The sequence below is a fragment of the Microbacterium sp. APC 3901 genome (assembly GCF_030407765.1).
Taxonomy (GTDB): Bacteria; Actinomycetota; Actinomycetes; order Actinomycetales; family Microbacteriaceae; genus Microbacterium.
The window spans coordinates 90,348-104,813 of the sequence record NZ_JASDCU010000014.1; the positions used below are offsets into that span (position 1 = coordinate 90,348).

A 14,466-nucleotide genomic window follows, 5' to 3' on the forward strand; every position below is an offset into this window, starting at 1 on the left:
CGGCGCGGGGGACACTGCCCCGTGCATCGTGTCTATTCATCGCCGGCCGCCCATCGAAGGCGAGCCAGGGCGCCGATGGCGAGGGTGATCCTCCCGTCGTCGCGCAGACAGGTCAGCAGCGTGCGACCGCATCCGCGGCAGAGGAGGATGACTCCGGTCGGGTCGAGCTCGGCGATCGCATCGGCGAGCTCGGCTTCCCGGTCGCAGTGCGCGCATGCCGCTCGCGCCGTGGTCATGTCCCTGCCGAAGAGTTCGAGCAGCATTCCGCCGGCGGCATTGCCGTCGACTCTCGTGCGATGACCGGGATGGGCAGCGTTCATCATGCACCTCCGAAGCGCTCTGTGCGGATCCGTTCGGGCGGATGCCCTGCCGCGACGAGCAGGTCTGCGACCGCCTCGACGAAGCCCGTCGGCCCGCAGACGTAGACCGAAGGGCTCTCCGTGGCGGGGATGGTGGAGGCCGCTATCGTCGCCGCATCCACTCTGCCCGCCGGTCGGGCGGAGCCGACCGGAGCCGACCGGCTGTAGGCCCAGTCGACGAGGAACGCGTCGTCCGAGAGACCGTCGAGTTCATCTGCGTAGAACGCGTCGTCGGCCGAACGCACGGCATACAGCAACCGCATCTGAGCCGAGCTGCGTGCGCGCGCATGCTGCCTCGCCATCGCGACGAGCGGAACGATCCCGGACCCTCCGGCGATCAGCTGCGCAGGCTCTGCTTGAGTGGGAGTCCACACGAAGTAGGCGCCGATCGGACCGCGAACCTCCAGCTCGTCTCCCGCGCGCACATCCTCGACGAGATACGGAGAGACCTCTCCTTCCGGCACTTCGTCGACGGCGAGCTCGATGATGTCGGTGTCTCCGGAGGATGCGAGTGAGTACGATCTGACCGCCTGATATCCGTCTTCTGCGGTCAAGCGCACATCGACGTGCTGACCCGCCAGATTCCCCGGCCACCCGTCGACCCGCAGCCGAAGCACGCGACCGTGGGGCGTGGGGTTTCGGGTCTCGATGACTCTGGCGACCAGCCACAGCGGTGCGGTGGTCACCAGTAGCGCTCCTCTTTCCACGGGTCTCCGTACATGTTGTAGCCGTTCTGCTCCCAGAATCCGGGTTCGTCGTTCTCGAGCAGATCCAGCCCATGCACCCACTTCGCGGATTTCCAGAAGTAGAGGTGGGGAACGAGCAGCCGCGCGGGTCCGCCGTGCTCTGCCTCGAGCGGCTGGCCGTCGAACTCGAACGCGATCCATGCCTTGCCGCCGGTGAGATCGGCGCGGGGGACGTTGGTGGTGTACCCGCCGTAGGAGAAGACCCGCGTGAAATCGCCGTCACCGGCGTCCTCGAGCAGATGGTCGAGCGAGACCCCGCGCCAGCGGGTGCCGAGCTTCGACCAACGGGTCACGCAGTGGATGTCTGTGGTGATCGTGTCGACAGGGAGCGCCTGCAGGTCGGCCCACGACCAGGTGCGACGGATGCCGTCGAGACCGACGACGGCGAACTCCCACGTGTCGGTGGACACGCGCGGCGTCGGCCCTGCCGAGAGCACAGGGAAGTCCTCGGTGAGGTACTGGCCCGGGGGGAGACGGACGTCCGATTCGCGCCGCCGTGCTCCGAAACCGCGGGAGATCACGCCCATGATCGTCTTCTTTCGTTCGATCGGAGCGGGGCCACCGATGCTCTCGCGGGAGGCTCCTGCCGTGTGGACCGATTCTAAGGCGCGTCTGCTGCGACGCGCCCTGATCATTTTTTACTCATAAACGTGCGCTTCGTGCTAGCTTCACTCGTAAAACAGTCGTTCAAGCCACGGAGTCACATTGCTGAGTAGTTTCGCTGTTTCTGCTGATTCCCCTCAGCCTGATGACCCCCCTGCCTCGCCGGAGAGACTCGCGCGCGACAACATGCCGCTCGCCACCTTCCTGGCTGTGGAGAAGGCGCGGTCGGCGACGCACGTGGACCTCGACGATCTGCTCTCCGCGGCACGTCTGGGGCTCGCCCGCGCCGCGCTGTCGTACGACCCCGCGCGCGGCATCCCTTTCGGCGCCTTCGCGAGCAGTCAGATCAACTGGGCGATGCTGTCGGAGATGCGTCGAGCAGACCCGGCCGGCGAACGCAGTCGCGACAAGATCGAACGCGTGCGAGTCGCCGCCGAGACGGTGCTCGCTCGCACCGGCCGCGTCGCGACCACCGCGGAGCTCGCGCGGGAGTCGGGACTCACCGTCGAGGTGGTGGCCGAGATGATGAAGCTCGATGAGATGGTGCGGACCGCGACCAGCTTCGAGGAGCACTTCGACGTCGAGACCGGGCGTCAGGCAGTCGATCTCACCGACAGCGTCATCCTGCCCGAGCATGCGGTCGAGCAGTCGGAGATGCGCGCGATGGTGAACCGCGTCATCGACGCGCTGCCGGCGGCGATGCGGCAGGTCGTCCGCGGGATCTACCTCGAGGACAGGATGGTGAAGGACATCGCCGAAGAGCTCGAGGTCAGCCACGCGTATGTGTCGAAGGTCCGCTCGCGCGGTCTCGCGTTGATGCGCGAAGCCATGGAGGCCTGGGAGAACGGCACGACAGGCGACCGATCGACCAAGGCGCGCGCGGAGTTCTTCGAGGCCCTGTTCGGTCCGATCCGCGTCGAGACGCGCGACCGGTCGAGCGAACTCCTCGCCGCCGTCTGACCCGACCGATGGATTCTTCCGGCTGCGTGGTTACGTCGGCGGCGCATGTCGCGAATATCGGTTGTGCAGGCCCACGGATGGGCCCGCGTCCAGCCCCATAACCACGGAGGAATTCTCATGGGTCTTCAGATCGCAACCAACGTCGGTGCACTCAACGCGTACCGCAACCTCTCTGTCAACCAGAACGACGTCTCGAAGTCGCTCGAGAAGCTCTCGAGCGGTCTGCGCATCAACCGCGCAGCCGATGACGCCGCCGGCCTCGCCATCTCCGAGGGCCTGCGCTCGCAGGTCAACGGTCTGAACGTCGCAGCCCGCAACGCTCAGGACGGCATCTCGGTCATCCAGACCGCAGAAGGCGCCCTCACCGAGGTGCACTCGATCCTGCAGCGTGTGCGCGACCTGGCCGTCCAGGCCGGCAACGACTCGAACAACACCGACTCGCGCGACGCCATCAAGACCGAGATCGACTCGCTGGGCGAGGAGCTGACGCGTGTCGCGGCCAGCACCAACTTCAACGGCATCAAGCTGCTCGACGGCACGTCGGCCTCGCTGACCTTCCAGGTCGGTGCAGGCTCCGAGGCACTCGAGGACCAGATCGCGGTCACGCTGACCGACTTCTCGGGCCTGGGTGCGACGATCGGCGCGCTGACCGTCGACACCGCAGCCAACGCGCTGACGTCGATCGCCTCGATCGACGACGAGATCACCGCTGTCTCGACCGCTCGTGCCGGTCTCGGTGCCTCGCAGAACCGCTTCGAGTCGACGATCAACTCGCTGCAGGTCTCGGCCGAGAACCTGGCCGCTGCCAAGAGCCGCATCGCCGACACCGACATGGCGGCCGAGATGGTCAAGTACACCGCCTCGAACATCCTGCAGCAGGCCGGAACCGCCATGCTCGCTCAGGCGAACCAGTCGGGCCAGGGCGTCCTGCAGCTTCTCCGTTGAGTCGCTGCGCCTGAGGCGCATCGGGCGCCCGGGCGGAGTCACCTCCGTTCGGGCGCCTTCCTGTAGGACACACCCGACCACACCGCACGGAAGACGACCGGGATGAAACTCGACGGACTCGTATCAGGGCTCAAGACACAAGAGCTCATCAAGGCGCTCATGGACGTCTCGGCCATTCCGAAGACGCTCATCACGAACAAGATCACGGACCGCAACTCGATCATCACGAACCTGCAGTCGCTGAACACCACGCTGCAGGAGCTCGTCACCAAGGCCAAGACGGCTGCGGCGCCCTCCTCCCTCGCCTCGTTCACTGCGACGTCGTCATCCGAGACCGTCACCGTCACCGCCGGCGCGAAAGCGTCGGCGTTCTCGACCGACATCGTCGTCGACGCCGTCGCCACAGCGCACTCGATCGTCACGGCGTCCGCTGGGGCGACGGAGTGGGGCGGCGCGTTCACCCTCGTCGGCTCGGACGGGGAATCGATCGAGGTGACACCGCTCGGCACCGGGCCGCAGGATCTCGCGAAAGCGATCAACGCTTCGAAGGCCGGTGTGAGTGCGACGGTCGTCCCTGCGGGCACGGATGCCGACGGCAAGCCCCTCTCACGTATTCAGCTGACGTCGATCGAGACCGGCGCAGCCGGCGAGTTCGCCGTGCACCGGGGTACGGCAGCGGATGTCGCAGGGGGAACCTCGACGGATCTCGGTGCCGAACCCGGAGCCGCCGTCATCATGCAGGGCGCGGACGCCCGAATCCGCCTGTTCGCCGGAACCAGCGCCGAGCAGACGCTGAACAGTGCCAGCAACACGATCAGCGTGGGGGAGGGCATCGACGTCACGGTCACGAAGCCCAGTGCTGATCCCGTGACGGTGACTGTGGCCAGGGATGACAAGAAGCAGACGACGACGGCCGAGACGTACGTCAAGGAGATCGCCGCACTGCTGACCCGTATCGACAACGGATCGAAGGCGACGGTCGGAGAAGTGGGTGAGTCGACCACGCTCGGTGTCTTCACCGGCGACAGCACCGTTCGCAACCTCCGCGGGGCTCTCGCGAACGCGATGCAGCATCCCGTCGACGGAGTGTCGCCGTCGACGATCGGAATCTCGATCAGCGACAAGGGTGTGCTCTCGTTCGACGCGGAGAAGTTCGCGAAGGCCCTCGCCGAGGATCCGCAGAAGACTCAGGAGCTCTTCTCATCGATCGCCGGCCGTGTCGAGGGCGTCACCGACCAGTACTCCGACAAGTACGACGGGTTGCTCACTCAGCGCATCACGGGTCAGGAGTCCGAGGTCAAGACGCTCAAGACCCAGGTCGAGCGCTGGGATGTCCGGCTGGAGCAGAGACAGGCGACGCTCGAGCGCACCTATGCGCAGCTCGAGGTCCAGCTCTCCAAGCTGCAGTCGCAGTCGTCGTGGCTCACCTCGCAGCTCGCAGGCCTCAACGGCACGACGACGTCGTGACCTGAGCACCGTCACCACCACCGCATCGGAGACCAGAACCATGCCCATCACCTCCCTCGACCGCGCCAAGCAGCAGTACCTCGAGCAGCAGGTCGCTTCGGCCACGCCCGAACGCCTTCTCGTGCTGCTCTACGACCGCCTGCTGGTCGACATCGAGCGTGCGGGTGCCGCGCAGGAGTCCGGAGATTGGCCGGCGGCGGGCAACCACCTCGTGCACGCTCAGCAGATCGTCGCCGAGCTGAACGGCTCACTCACGGATGAATGGGATGGGTCCGCAGAGCTGCGTGGTGTGTACACCTACCTCACGGGCCGTCTGATCACTGCGAACATCGCTCGGGATCGCGTCGCCACCGCGGAATGCCGCGACCTCGTCGTTCCGCTGCGCGAGGCCTGGCACGCGGCGGCCGCGGCGATCGTGTCCGGCACGCACGCGCCCGTCACGGCACTGGCCTGAGCGCCCGTGGCTGACAACCTCACGGCCTGGCTCACGGTGCTCGACCAGTTCGAGCGGGCTCTCGACGCTGCCGACGAGCAGCTCGATGATCAGTCCTTCGAGGCGCCTTCCGGCCCGGTGCCCGAGGAGCTGCGCGAGCGCGCAGAAGCGGTGCTCGCGCGCCAGCAGCTCATGATCGGTGGACTCGTCGCCTCCCGCGCCCATGTCGCCCGCGAGATCGCGGCTCTGCGGCGGGTGCCGACCTCCCACACCGGCGTGCCCGCGTACCTCGACGTCGAGGGTTGAGCATCACGGTTACGTGAGCGGTCGACTGTCGCGATAGTCCACACAGAGCACGGATCGCTCGACGATTGGCCAGGGATCGGCCTCTCCACCAACGTCCGGAGTGCCCCCGTGCTCGAATCCGTCACATCCTCCGCGCTGATCAGCGCCCTCGATGGGCTGGCCTTGCGCCAGCGCTCGATCGCCGAGAACATCGCCAACGTCAACACGCCCGGCTACCAGGCCCAGCGCGTCCGGTTCGAGGACGAGCTGCGATCCGCCGTCGACAGCGGTTCCGGCACCGTCGGTGCGACGGTCGAGCGGTCTCTCGAGCCGACCAGGGTGAACGGCAACAACGTCAACCTCGACACCGAGACCCTGTCGAACATCGACACGGTGCTGCGGTTCCAGTTCGCGAGTCAGGCGATCGGCGGCCAGGCGTCGTCGATCACCAAGGCGATCGGCCAGGCCTCCGCATGACCTTCGACGCGATCGGAATCGCCGGTACCGGCCTGACCGCGCACCGCAAGTGGCTCGACGCGCTCAGCGACAACATCGCGAACGTGAACACGGCCACCCCTGCGGGCCAGGAGGCTTTTCGGGAGAAGTTCGTCACCGTGCAGGCCGGCACCGAGAGCCCGGGCGTGTATGTCGCAGGCGTCGTCGAATCCGACGCCGACGCCAAGCTCGTGTACGACCCCGAGCACCCCTACGCGAACGAGGACGGCTACGTGCAGTACCCGAACGTCGAGCTCGGCGACCAGATGAGCATGCTGATCCTCGCTCAGCGCGGGTACGAGGCGAACGCGGCGGTCGTCGATCGCGCGAAGACGACCTATGAGGCCGCGCTGCAGATCGGCCGCAACTGATGTCGGGCATCGAGGCCGTCACCGCGGCGGGCGTCACGCCACTCGCACCGCTCAGCTTCGAGACGGGTCCGGAGGCAGCAGGTGCCTCCGCCTCGGGGAACTCCTTCGCGACCTCGCTCTCGGGTGCCGTGGAGAACCTCCAGCAGCTGCAGTCGTCATCGAACGAGCTGGCCGTGCAGGCTGTGACCGGCGATCTGCAGGACATCCATCAGGCCATGATCGCCTCGACACGCGCCTCCGTGACGCTCGACCTGGTGGTCGCCGTGCGTGACCGCAGCGTCTCGGCGTTCAACGAGATCATGAGGATGCAGGCCTGACGATGCCCAAGATGCTCACGAGCTACTACGACCGCGCGAAGCTGGTCGTCTCAGGATTCACGCTCGCACAGCGCACGATCGCCATCATCGGCGTCGCGCTGCTCGTGATGGGAGCCATCGCGCTCGGCGCGTGGCTCACCAAGCCGCAGATGAGTCCGCTGTTCACCGGCCTGAGCGCGGGCGACGCGTCGGCCGTGGTCGAGCAGCTGAAGTCGGCGGGCGTGGGCTACGAGCTCACGGAAGGCGGCGCGACCATCCTGGTGCCCGACGATCAGGTGTACCCGCAGCGTCTCGCAGCGGCGTCCGCAGGTCTTCCCGGCGATACGAGCGAGGGCTACACGCTGCTCGACGACATGGGTGTGACCGCGAGCGAGTTCCAGCAGTCGGTCACCTACAAGCGCGCCATCGAGGGCGAGCTGGCCGGCACGATCGGCGCCATGGAGGGCATCTCCACCGCGTCGGTACAGCTCGCGATCCCCGAGGAGAGCGTGTTCGTGTCGGAGCGGCAGAGTCCGACCGCGTCCGTGTTCGTGAAGACCCGCAACGGATCCGCCCTCAGCGACGAGAAGATCCAGGCCATCGTGCACCTGACGAGCGCCGCCGTGCCGGGGATGACCCCCGAAGACGTCGCTGTCACCGATCAGGACGGCCGAGTGCTCTCGGCCGTCGGCGCCGGCCTCACCGGCAACTCGTCGAAGCAGGCGACGGAGCATGAGTCGAAAGTCGCCGCATCGGTCAGCAAGATGCTCGAGACGATCGTCGGGCCCGGCAACGCCACTGTGTCGGTGTCGGCCGACGTCGCGAATTCCACGTCAGAGCGCATGGACGAGACGTACTCTGCACCCGAAGGCGAACTGAGCGCGTCGGAGGAGACCAAGACGGAGACCTACAACGGCGGTCAGGCCGGCGGCACCGGCGTGCTCGGCCCCGACAACATCGCCGTTCCGAACAACGCAGCAGGCACGGGCGCCTACGAGTTCGAGGAGACGTCGCGCAACAACGCGGTGAACAAGTCGACGGAAAAGACCATCACTCCGGCTGGAGATGTGACGAGGCAGACTGTCAGCATCGCGCTGAACCGGGGAACCGTCACAGGGGTGACGGCGAACCAGATCGAATCGCTCGTGGCATCGGCGGCGGGCATCGATCTCGAGCGCGGCGACGAGATCGCCGTCGAGTTCGTCGAGTTCAACGAGGCGGGTGCGACGGCTGCGGCGACCGCCCTCGCGGCGGCGGAGGCCGAGCGCGAGGCGCAGCTGCAGCAGGAGCTGCTGCGTTCGGCGATCATCGGCGGATCGATCCTGCTGGCCGTGATCATCCTGATCGTCTTCCTCGTCGTGCGCCGCAAGATGAAGCGCCGCGTGCTCTACACCGAGGACGGCCCGATCGAGTATTTCGCCACGGTCACCGAGAACGAGGAGCAGAAGCTCCGCTCGCTCAGAGGGTTGAAGGAATCGGAGGCGATCGTCGCGCCGGCGCCCACCACGCTGCTGCCGTCGGCATCGGTGGACCTCGACGACGAGCCGGAGCCCGACAAGGTCCTCGTCGAGCGCAGACGGCGCGAGATCGATGATCTGGCGAAGCGCGAACCCGACACCATCGCCAGCGCGCTGGCCGATCTCATGGACGAGGCGACTGTATGAGCGCACTGACCGAGCTGCTGGATGCGCAGGCGGACACCGTCGAGGTCTCGACGGCCGTCTCGCCCGCTGTTCCCACGCCGGAGATGAGCGGCCTCCGCAAGGCCGCGATCGTGCTGATGAACATGGACCGCGCTGCCAGCGCAGAGGTGTTGCGTCATCTCGGTGAGGAGCGCTCGGAGATGCTCGCGGCCGAGCTGACGCAGCTCGGGGGAGTGGATGTCGCGTCGACCGCCCGCGCTCTCGCGGAGTTCCGGCGCATCGCCACGGGCGGCTCGGTGCCGTCGCGCGGGGGCCAGGAACTCGCCACCGGACTGCTCGAGACGGCATTCGGACGCGAGAAGGCCGTAGGGATGGTCGGCCGGGTGATGTCGCAGGGTTCGGTGTCGTTCGACTTCCTCAACGCTGCCGACCCGGCTCAGCTCGCGACGATCATCGAGGGCGAGCTCCCGACCACGGTCGCCGTGGTGCTGGCGAACCTGCGTGCCGATCGTGCGGCGGCGGTGCTCGCGGCTCTGCAGGACCCGTTGCGCACGGATGTCGCGCAGGCGATCGCGACGATGGGCACCGCGACCCAGGAGGCGATCTCGATCGTCGCCGAGTCCCTGCGCTCTCGCACCGGCGTCTTCGCGATGCGCGAGAACCACGAATCGATCGGAGGCGTGCAGCCTCTCGTCGAGATCATCAACAGGTCGGACACCGCCCTCGAGAAGTCGCTGCTCGCGAGCCTCGAGGGGCGCGACCTGGCACTGGCCGAGGACATCCGCAGCCGCATGGTCACGTTCGCCGACATCGCTCGTCTCGAGGACCGCGATGCGCAGCGTGTGCTGCGCGGAATCGACCTTCGCATGCTCGCGCTGGCGCTGAAGGGCGCCGACGAGCAGATCACCGACAAGGTCAAGAGCAACATGACCGAGCGCAACCAGGAGAACCTCGCTGAGGAGACCCGGGTTCTGGGCCCCGTGCGCATGCGTCAGGTCGACGAGGCCCGTGCCGAGATCGTGCGCATCATCCGCGACCTGGAGGCCGCGGAGGAGATCACGATCTCGCGCGAAGACGAGGATGAGCTCATCGAGTGATCCCTCTCACGGCAGGTGATTCAGCCGCGGCGGTTACGGCTGCAGACGAGCGTCGCGATAGTGAGCGAGGAGCACGGATCGCTCGACCTACGGGCCACGGACAGGCCTCGCCCTTCGATTCCGAGGTGTCCGCCGTGCTCGATTCCGCCTTCACGCCGCTGGTCGTGCCGCGTGTCGGCGAGACTCCGATCGACCTCCGAGGCGAGGCCGATCGTGCTCGCACCCGGGGATACGCCGACGGCTTCGCCGAGGGGCGCAGACTCGCGCTCGACGAGGCCGAGGCGCAGCGTGCGGCGCAGCAGCAGCGGATGCAGGAGCTCCAGGAGCTCTATCTGCACGAACGAGGCTCCGGCCTGCGCGCGTTGGAGGCCGCGCAGGCGGCACTCGACAGGCGCATCGACGAGCTGAGTACGCTCGCTGCCGATCGAGTCGAAGAGCTCGCGGTCGTGCTCGCCACGACGATCCTCGGAGCGGAGCTGTCGGATCCTGCGCGATCCGCCGCTCACGCGCTTCGACGCGCCCTGCACGAGATGCCCGCCGACCGGTGGACCGGCGTCGCGTTCAGCGTGCACGATGCCGATGTCCTGCAGGAGGAGGCATCGATGCTCGACGTGCTCCGCGGCATCCGGATCTCGGCCTCTCCTGCTGTGGACAACGGCGGCGCGATCGTGGAGATCGAGAACGGTGCGGTCGACACGCGCATCTCCACAGCGCTCACCCGCGCGGCTGCAGCACTCGCCGGCGATGACCAGGACGCCGGGGGGACACTGTGATCACCGGGACGCGGTCGTGGCAGCGCGCACTCGCGGCAGCGCGCCCTGAGCGCTCCGGCACGGTGAAGGCGGTGCGTGGACTCGGCGTGGAGGTGCTCGGCATCGACGGCGCGGTCGGCGACCGCGTCCGCATCGACGCCGCGGACGGCCGCCCGGTCGACGCCGAGATCGTCGCCGTCGACGGAGCCTCTGCGCGCTGCATGCCGCTCGGCAGGCTCGACGGGATCACCGCCCGTGCGCGGGTGCGACACGGCGGAGCGCCGCTGCAGGTGCCGACCGGACGCGCGCTGCTCGGACGCGTGCTCGACGGGCTCGGACGGCCGATCGACGGCAAGGGCCCGCTCGGCGGACGCACAGCGCTTGTCGCACTCGACCACGATGCGCCGAGCGTGATGGACCGACAGCGCATCGACAGGCAGCTCGGACTCGGCGTGCGCGTGCTCGACACGATGACACCCGTGGGCTTGGGGCAGCGCCTCGGCCTCTTCGCGGGGTCGGGCGTGGGCAAATCGTCGCTGATGTCGATGATCGCTCGTGGGTCGACGGCTGATGTGAACGTCATCGCGCTCGTCGGCGAGCGCGGTCGCGAGGTGCGGGAGTTCCTCGAAGACGACCTGGGGCCCGAGGGTCTTGCACGGTCGGTGGTGATCGTCGCCACCTCGGACCAGCCTGCCATGGCACGGCTGCGCTCGGCCTTCGTCGCCACACGGATCGCAGAGGGCTTCCGCGATGACGGCCTCGACGTGGTGCTGATGATGGACTCGTTGACACGCGTGGCCATGGCGCAGCGTGAGATCGGGTTGAGCGCCGGCGAACCGCCGGCCACTCGGGGATATCCGCCATCGACCTTCTCGGTGCTGGCCCGGCTGCTCGAGCGAGCCGGAACCGGACCCGTCGGTTCGATCACCGGTCTCTACACGGTTCTCGTCGACGGCGACGATCACAACGAGCCGATCGCGGATGCCGCCAGAGGAATCCTCGACGGGCATGTGGTGCTCGACAGGGCGCTCGCGATCCGCGGGCATTTCCCTGCGGTCGACGTGCTCGGGTCGGTGTCTCGCGTCGTGTCGAAGATCACCACGCCGGAGCAGCGTCGGGACGCAGTCGTACTGCGCAGCGTGCTGGCGGCCCGGCGCAGCGCGAACGACCTGATCGAGATCGGCGCCTATCGACAGGGGGCCAACCCCATGGTCGACGCCGCGCTCGCTCATGAGGGCGCCATCTCTCGCTTCCTCACCCAGAGCATGGACGACTTCGCGTCGTCCGACGAGTCCTGGAAACAGCTCGCCACCCTCACCACCGATTTCGGAGGACTCACCCCATGACCTTCCCACTGGCTGGTCTGCTGCGCGTGCGCGGCGCCCAGGAGCGTGTCGCCGCCGAACATCTCTCGCGTGCGAGCGCAGAACGGGTGCAGGCCGAGAGTGCCGAGCAGACGGCGATCACGAGCCTCGCCGACATCAGCGCGCAGATCGATGATCCGCGGGCGCTGATGGCGATGGCCGCGGCCCGAGCGGCGGGGCGCAGCACGCTCAGCGATCTGCAGGCGCTGGTCGAGATGAGGCGTAGCGCAGAGTCCGAGGCACGATCAGCGCACATCGAAGCGCGACGCGATCTGAAGGGGCTCGAACGTCTCGAGACCACCCATCGTGTCGAGACCGCGAAGGCCGAGCTCGCGGCCGAGCAGAACGCGCTCGACGAGATCGCCGTCGTGCGCACCTCACGACGTGAGGGAAGCGCCGCATGACCGGGCTTGCAGCGGTGATCGCCCGCGTCGATGCGATCGAGACCCAGATCGTGTCGCTGGATCCGGCGGGGCGTGCGGCTGCAGCGGCTGCCACGGAGGCGACGGCTGAGACATCGGCGGCCAGTTCCGCGACGTTCGCCGGAGTGCTGGAGGCGGCCAAGGCCGCCTCGACCGCCGATGCCGCGTCGAGCACTGCAGCGGCCGAGGCGACATCGGCGCCGGCTGCTGTGGGCACCGGTGCGTCCGGCGGAGAGGACGCCGACGTCATCGCGGCGCTCCAGACCCTGTTCTCGGCGAACGCCTCGGGCGCCGGCGGATCGGTTCCGTCGATGCAGAAGATCATGGAGATGCTCGGATGACCGCGGTGGGACTGCTCGCGACCGTTCCCGGCGTCGGCGCGGGATCCGGCTCCGGCGAGGCTGACACGGGTGGTCGAGCGTCGGCGGACTCCGGTTCACTGTTCGGCGATGCCCTCACCGCAGCGGGTCGGACGCTCGACGGCACGTCGGGGTCGGGCCCGGCGATGCCCGACGCGGCTTCGCAGGGTTGGCCGACGGTGGAGGCGTCGGTGGCACCCGACCGCACAATCGACCCACAGGCCGCGATCGCGGCCATGACTCACCTGGTCGCGTGGTCTGCTCCGGTGACGCCGGAACCCTCCGCGATGACGCCCCAGGCGGCGGCACCGCTGGCGACGGCGTCCGAGACGACGGCTCCGAGTGCGCCGCATCCGGAGGCGACGCCGGAGACGACACCGGGGGCGGCCGAGGCGACTCCTGCTTATCCGGTGGATGCGGTCGCCGAAGCGGATGCCGCAGATGCGGTTCCGGCTGATGCCGAGGCGGCGCCGCAGACGACTCGGGCTTCAGAGACTGCCGCAGCGTCGGCCCCGGCCCCGACACCCGCGTCTGCGCCCGCGTCTGCATCGGCTGCTGCGTCGGCGAGCGCGACAGACGTCGTCGGTGAGCGTGGCGAAGTCCGGACGCAGCAGGGAGGACCCACGGGCGACGTCCGCGAGGGCGGCGTCCGCGAGGGCGGCGTCCACACGGCGGCGATCCCACGAGAGCCCGACAGCGGCGGTACCGATCCCGTGCGCTCCGATGCTGCCGCGGCCGTGCTTCGGCCCGAGCCGCTCTCTCGGCAGCCCCTGAATGCGATCCCGTCGGTGGTCGGCGCCCCTGCGCCCGGGGTCGGGGGTTCTTTCGAGCAGCATCCGGCGAGCGATGTGGGGGACCACCCGCAGGGGGCACAGCCTGTGACGGCGACGGCCCCCCTCGCCCCGGTCGCTCCCTCGGTCGCCACGATCGCCCCCGCTCCGTCGCCCGACGCAGCCACTGCCGCGAATCGTGCGGTGGCCGCCCAGGTCGCTCCGGTGGTCGTGAGCATCGCCCAGCGCCCGACGGGCACCCACCAGCTCACGATGACGGTGAACCCCGACAGTCTCGGCCCCGTCACGGTGCGCGCGCACATCACGGCATCCGGAGAGGTGCAGGTCGAGCTCAGCGGTGCGACCGATGCCGGGCGCGACGTGCTGCGCACCATGCTCGTCGAGCTGCGCCGCGACCTCGCCGCGGTGATGCCGCACGCCACTCTGAGCGTCAACCACGGCACGTCCGCGGATCCCTCAGCCTCCGGTGAGCGAGGCCAGCAGGCTGCGGGCGATGCACCGACAGGACAGGGTGCAGGCGATCGCGAAGCGAACCGCGGCCGACCCGACCACCGCCGCGGAGTCGAGCAGGTCTCCGATCTTCCCCGCACCATCCAGACCACGCCCTCTGCCGCCTCCGGTGCGGGGCTCGACATCTTCGCCTGAGAGGACGACCGAATGACTGTCGACGCCGTGAGCGCCCCGAGCTCGATCCACACGGGAGGCACCACCGACCCCGCTGCCCGCAAGCAGGTGCTCGACGGAGAGGTGTTCCTCAAACTCCTGGTTACCCAGCTGACGCACCAGGATCCGTCGAGTCCGATGGACACCAACGAGATGATCTCGCAGACCACTCAGCTCGCCATGATGGAGCAGCTGACGGCACTCGCCGACAGCGGCGCCGAGACCTTCGCGCTGAACATGCGTCAGGCGGCGAGCGCGCTCATCGGCCAGGAGGCGAGCTACAAGGATGCCGAGGGCAAGACCGTCTCGGGCATCGTGACGAAGGTCTCGTTCGACGGCCCCATCCCGCAGGTGACGATCGGCGACAAGACCGTCGCGCTCGACGTCATCACGGGCGTCACCACCGCAACGAGCA

Annotated in this window: 19 protein-coding genes; 16 read left to right on the forward strand and 3 right to left on the reverse strand. The window is 68.3% G+C overall.

All coding sequences use genetic code 11. The annotated features are described in order from the left end of the window. Positions 1-32: 32 nt before the first annotated feature. Genes QMA07_RS13790 through QMA07_RS13800 form a run of 3 tightly spaced genes read right to left on the reverse strand, consistent with a single transcriptional unit; the run spans position 33 to position 1,632 of the window. The gene (locus QMA07_RS13790; RefSeq protein WP_290162794.1) at positions 33-323 is read right to left on the reverse strand and encodes a DUF6510 family protein; all 291 of its coding nucleotides are present in this window, start codon (positions 321-323) and stop codon (positions 33-35) included. Next, on the reverse strand, positions 320-1,045 hold the full coding sequence (locus QMA07_RS13795; RefSeq protein ID WP_290162796.1) for a ferredoxin reductase: 726 nt from the start codon (positions 1,043-1,045) through the stop codon (positions 320-322). Before QMA07_RS13795 ends, QMA07_RS13790 begins: the two co-directional genes overlap by 4 nt. After that, complete coding sequence (locus QMA07_RS13800; RefSeq protein ID WP_290162798.1) at positions 1,042-1,632, reverse strand: sulfite oxidase-like oxidoreductase; 591 nt, start codon at positions 1,630-1,632, stop codon at positions 1,042-1,044. The genes QMA07_RS13795 and QMA07_RS13800 overlap by 4 nt, the downstream gene beginning before the upstream one ends. Before the next feature lie 262 nt (positions 1,633-1,894). Between QMA07_RS13800 and QMA07_RS13805 the strand changes: the two genes are divergently transcribed. The 16 genes from QMA07_RS13805 to QMA07_RS13880 all read left to right on the forward strand — a co-directional run. Next, the gene (locus QMA07_RS13805) at positions 1,895-2,668 is read left to right on the forward strand and encodes a sigma-70 family RNA polymerase sigma factor (RefSeq protein ID WP_290162800.1); all 774 of its coding nucleotides are present in this window, start codon (positions 1,895-1,897) and stop codon (positions 2,666-2,668) included. A gap of 117 nt (positions 2,669-2,785) precedes the next feature. Beyond that, on the forward strand, positions 2,786-3,613 hold the full coding sequence (locus tag QMA07_RS13810; RefSeq protein ID WP_290162802.1) for a flagellin: 828 nt from the start codon (positions 2,786-2,788) through the stop codon (positions 3,611-3,613). A gap of 102 nt (positions 3,614-3,715) precedes the next feature. Next, positions 3,716-5,080, forward strand: coding sequence for a flagellar filament capping protein FliD (fliD, locus tag QMA07_RS13815; protein WP_290162805.1), 1,365 nt, complete (start codon positions 3,716-3,718; stop codon positions 5,078-5,080). A 40-nt stretch (positions 5,081-5,120) separates the two neighbouring features. After that, on the forward strand, positions 5,121-5,534 hold the full coding sequence (fliS, locus tag QMA07_RS13820) for a flagellar export chaperone FliS (protein ID WP_356763125.1): 414 nt from the start codon (positions 5,121-5,123) through the stop codon (positions 5,532-5,534). Positions 5,535-5,540: 6 nt separating this feature from the next. Continuing rightward, positions 5,541-5,819, forward strand: coding sequence for a hypothetical protein (locus QMA07_RS13825; protein ID WP_290162807.1), 279 nt, complete (start codon positions 5,541-5,543; stop codon positions 5,817-5,819). A 108-nt stretch (positions 5,820-5,927) separates the two neighbouring features. Continuing rightward, the gene (gene flgB, locus QMA07_RS13830; RefSeq protein ID WP_290162809.1) at positions 5,928-6,275 is read left to right on the forward strand and encodes a flagellar basal body rod protein FlgB; all 348 of its coding nucleotides are present in this window, start codon (positions 5,928-5,930) and stop codon (positions 6,273-6,275) included. Then, positions 6,272-6,664, forward strand: coding sequence for a flagellar basal body rod protein FlgC (gene flgC, locus QMA07_RS13835; RefSeq protein WP_290162812.1), 393 nt, complete (start codon positions 6,272-6,274; stop codon positions 6,662-6,664). Before flgB ends, flgC begins: the two co-directional genes overlap by 4 nt. Further along, positions 6,664-6,981 (forward strand): flagellar hook-basal body complex protein FliE, encoded by a 318-nt coding sequence (gene fliE / locus QMA07_RS13840; protein ID WP_290162815.1) that lies wholly within the window; start codon positions 6,664-6,666, stop codon positions 6,979-6,981. Before flgC ends, fliE begins: the two co-directional genes overlap by 1 nt. A gap of 2 nt (positions 6,982-6,983) precedes the next feature. Then, positions 6,984-8,624, forward strand: coding sequence for a flagellar basal-body MS-ring/collar protein FliF (gene fliF, locus QMA07_RS13845; protein ID WP_290162817.1), 1,641 nt, complete (start codon positions 6,984-6,986; stop codon positions 8,622-8,624). Then, entirely contained in the window at positions 8,621-9,700 is a 1,080-nt protein-coding gene (gene fliG, locus QMA07_RS13850; protein ID WP_290162819.1) for a flagellar motor switch protein FliG, read from the forward strand. Before fliF ends, fliG begins: the two co-directional genes overlap by 4 nt. Positions 9,701-9,834: 134 nt before the next feature. Then, the gene (locus QMA07_RS13855) at positions 9,835-10,473 is read left to right on the forward strand and encodes a FliH/SctL family protein (RefSeq protein WP_290162821.1); all 639 of its coding nucleotides are present in this window, start codon (positions 9,835-9,837) and stop codon (positions 10,471-10,473) included. Further along, complete coding sequence (locus QMA07_RS13860) at positions 10,470-11,798, forward strand: FliI/YscN family ATPase (RefSeq protein ID WP_290162823.1); 1,329 nt, start codon at positions 10,470-10,472, stop codon at positions 11,796-11,798. Before QMA07_RS13855 ends, QMA07_RS13860 begins: the two co-directional genes overlap by 4 nt. After that, positions 11,795-12,220 (forward strand): hypothetical protein, encoded by a 426-nt coding sequence (locus QMA07_RS13865; RefSeq protein WP_290162825.1) that lies wholly within the window; start codon positions 11,795-11,797, stop codon positions 12,218-12,220. Before QMA07_RS13860 ends, QMA07_RS13865 begins: the two co-directional genes overlap by 4 nt. Next, entirely contained in the window at positions 12,217-12,579 is a 363-nt protein-coding gene (locus tag QMA07_RS13870; protein ID WP_290162826.1) for a hypothetical protein, read from the forward strand. The genes QMA07_RS13865 and QMA07_RS13870 overlap by 4 nt, the downstream gene beginning before the upstream one ends. Next, positions 12,576-14,033: a hypothetical protein gene (locus QMA07_RS13875; RefSeq protein WP_290162828.1), complete on the forward strand. Its 1,458-nt coding sequence runs from the start codon at positions 12,576-12,578 to the stop codon at positions 14,031-14,033. Before QMA07_RS13870 ends, QMA07_RS13875 begins: the two co-directional genes overlap by 4 nt. A 12-nt stretch (positions 14,034-14,045) precedes the next feature. Further along, a partial coding sequence (locus QMA07_RS13880) for a flagellar hook capping FlgD N-terminal domain-containing protein (RefSeq protein WP_290162830.1) occupies positions 14,046-14,466 on the forward strand: 421 nt, incomplete at its 3' end.

Excerpts from the sequence above, each read along its gene's own strand:
- fliG (WP_290162819.1), top strand. The coding sequence starts at position 8,621 with ATGAGCGCACTGACCGAGCTGCTGGATGCGCAGGCGGACACCGTCGAG.
- fliF (WP_290162817.1), top strand. The coding sequence starts at position 6,984 with ATGCCCAAGATGCTCACGAGCTACTACGACCGCGCGAAGCTGGTCGTC.
- QMA07_RS13805 (WP_290162800.1), top strand. The coding sequence starts at position 1,895 with ATGCCGCTCGCCACCTTCCTGGCTGTGGAGAAGGCGCGGTCGGCGACG.
- fliS (WP_356763125.1), top strand. The coding sequence starts at position 5,121 with ATGCCCATCACCTCCCTCGACCGCGCCAAGCAGCAGTACCTCGAGCAG.
- flgC (WP_290162812.1), top strand. The coding sequence starts at position 6,272 with ATGACCTTCGACGCGATCGGAATCGCCGGTACCGGCCTGACCGCGCAC.
- QMA07_RS13875 (WP_290162828.1), top strand. The coding sequence starts at position 12,576 with ATGACCGCGGTGGGACTGCTCGCGACCGTTCCCGGCGTCGGCGCGGGA.
- fliD (WP_290162805.1), top strand. The coding sequence starts at position 3,716 with ATGAAACTCGACGGACTCGTATCAGGGCTCAAGACACAAGAGCTCATC.
- QMA07_RS13865 (WP_290162825.1), top strand. The coding sequence starts at position 11,795 with ATGACCTTCCCACTGGCTGGTCTGCTGCGCGTGCGCGGCGCCCAGGAG.
- QMA07_RS13870 (WP_290162826.1), top strand. The coding sequence starts at position 12,217 with ATGACCGGGCTTGCAGCGGTGATCGCCCGCGTCGATGCGATCGAGACC.
- QMA07_RS13810 (WP_290162802.1), top strand. The coding sequence starts at position 2,786 with ATGGGTCTTCAGATCGCAACCAACGTCGGTGCACTCAACGCGTACCGC.
- QMA07_RS13790 (WP_290162794.1), bottom strand. The coding sequence starts at position 323 with ATGATGAACGCTGCCCATCCCGGTCATCGCACGAGAGTCGACGGCAAT.
- fliE (WP_290162815.1), top strand. The coding sequence starts at position 6,664 with ATGTCGGGCATCGAGGCCGTCACCGCGGCGGGCGTCACGCCACTCGCA.
- QMA07_RS13800 (WP_290162798.1), bottom strand. The coding sequence starts at position 1,632 with ATGGGCGTGATCTCCCGCGGTTTCGGAGCACGGCGGCGCGAATCGGAC.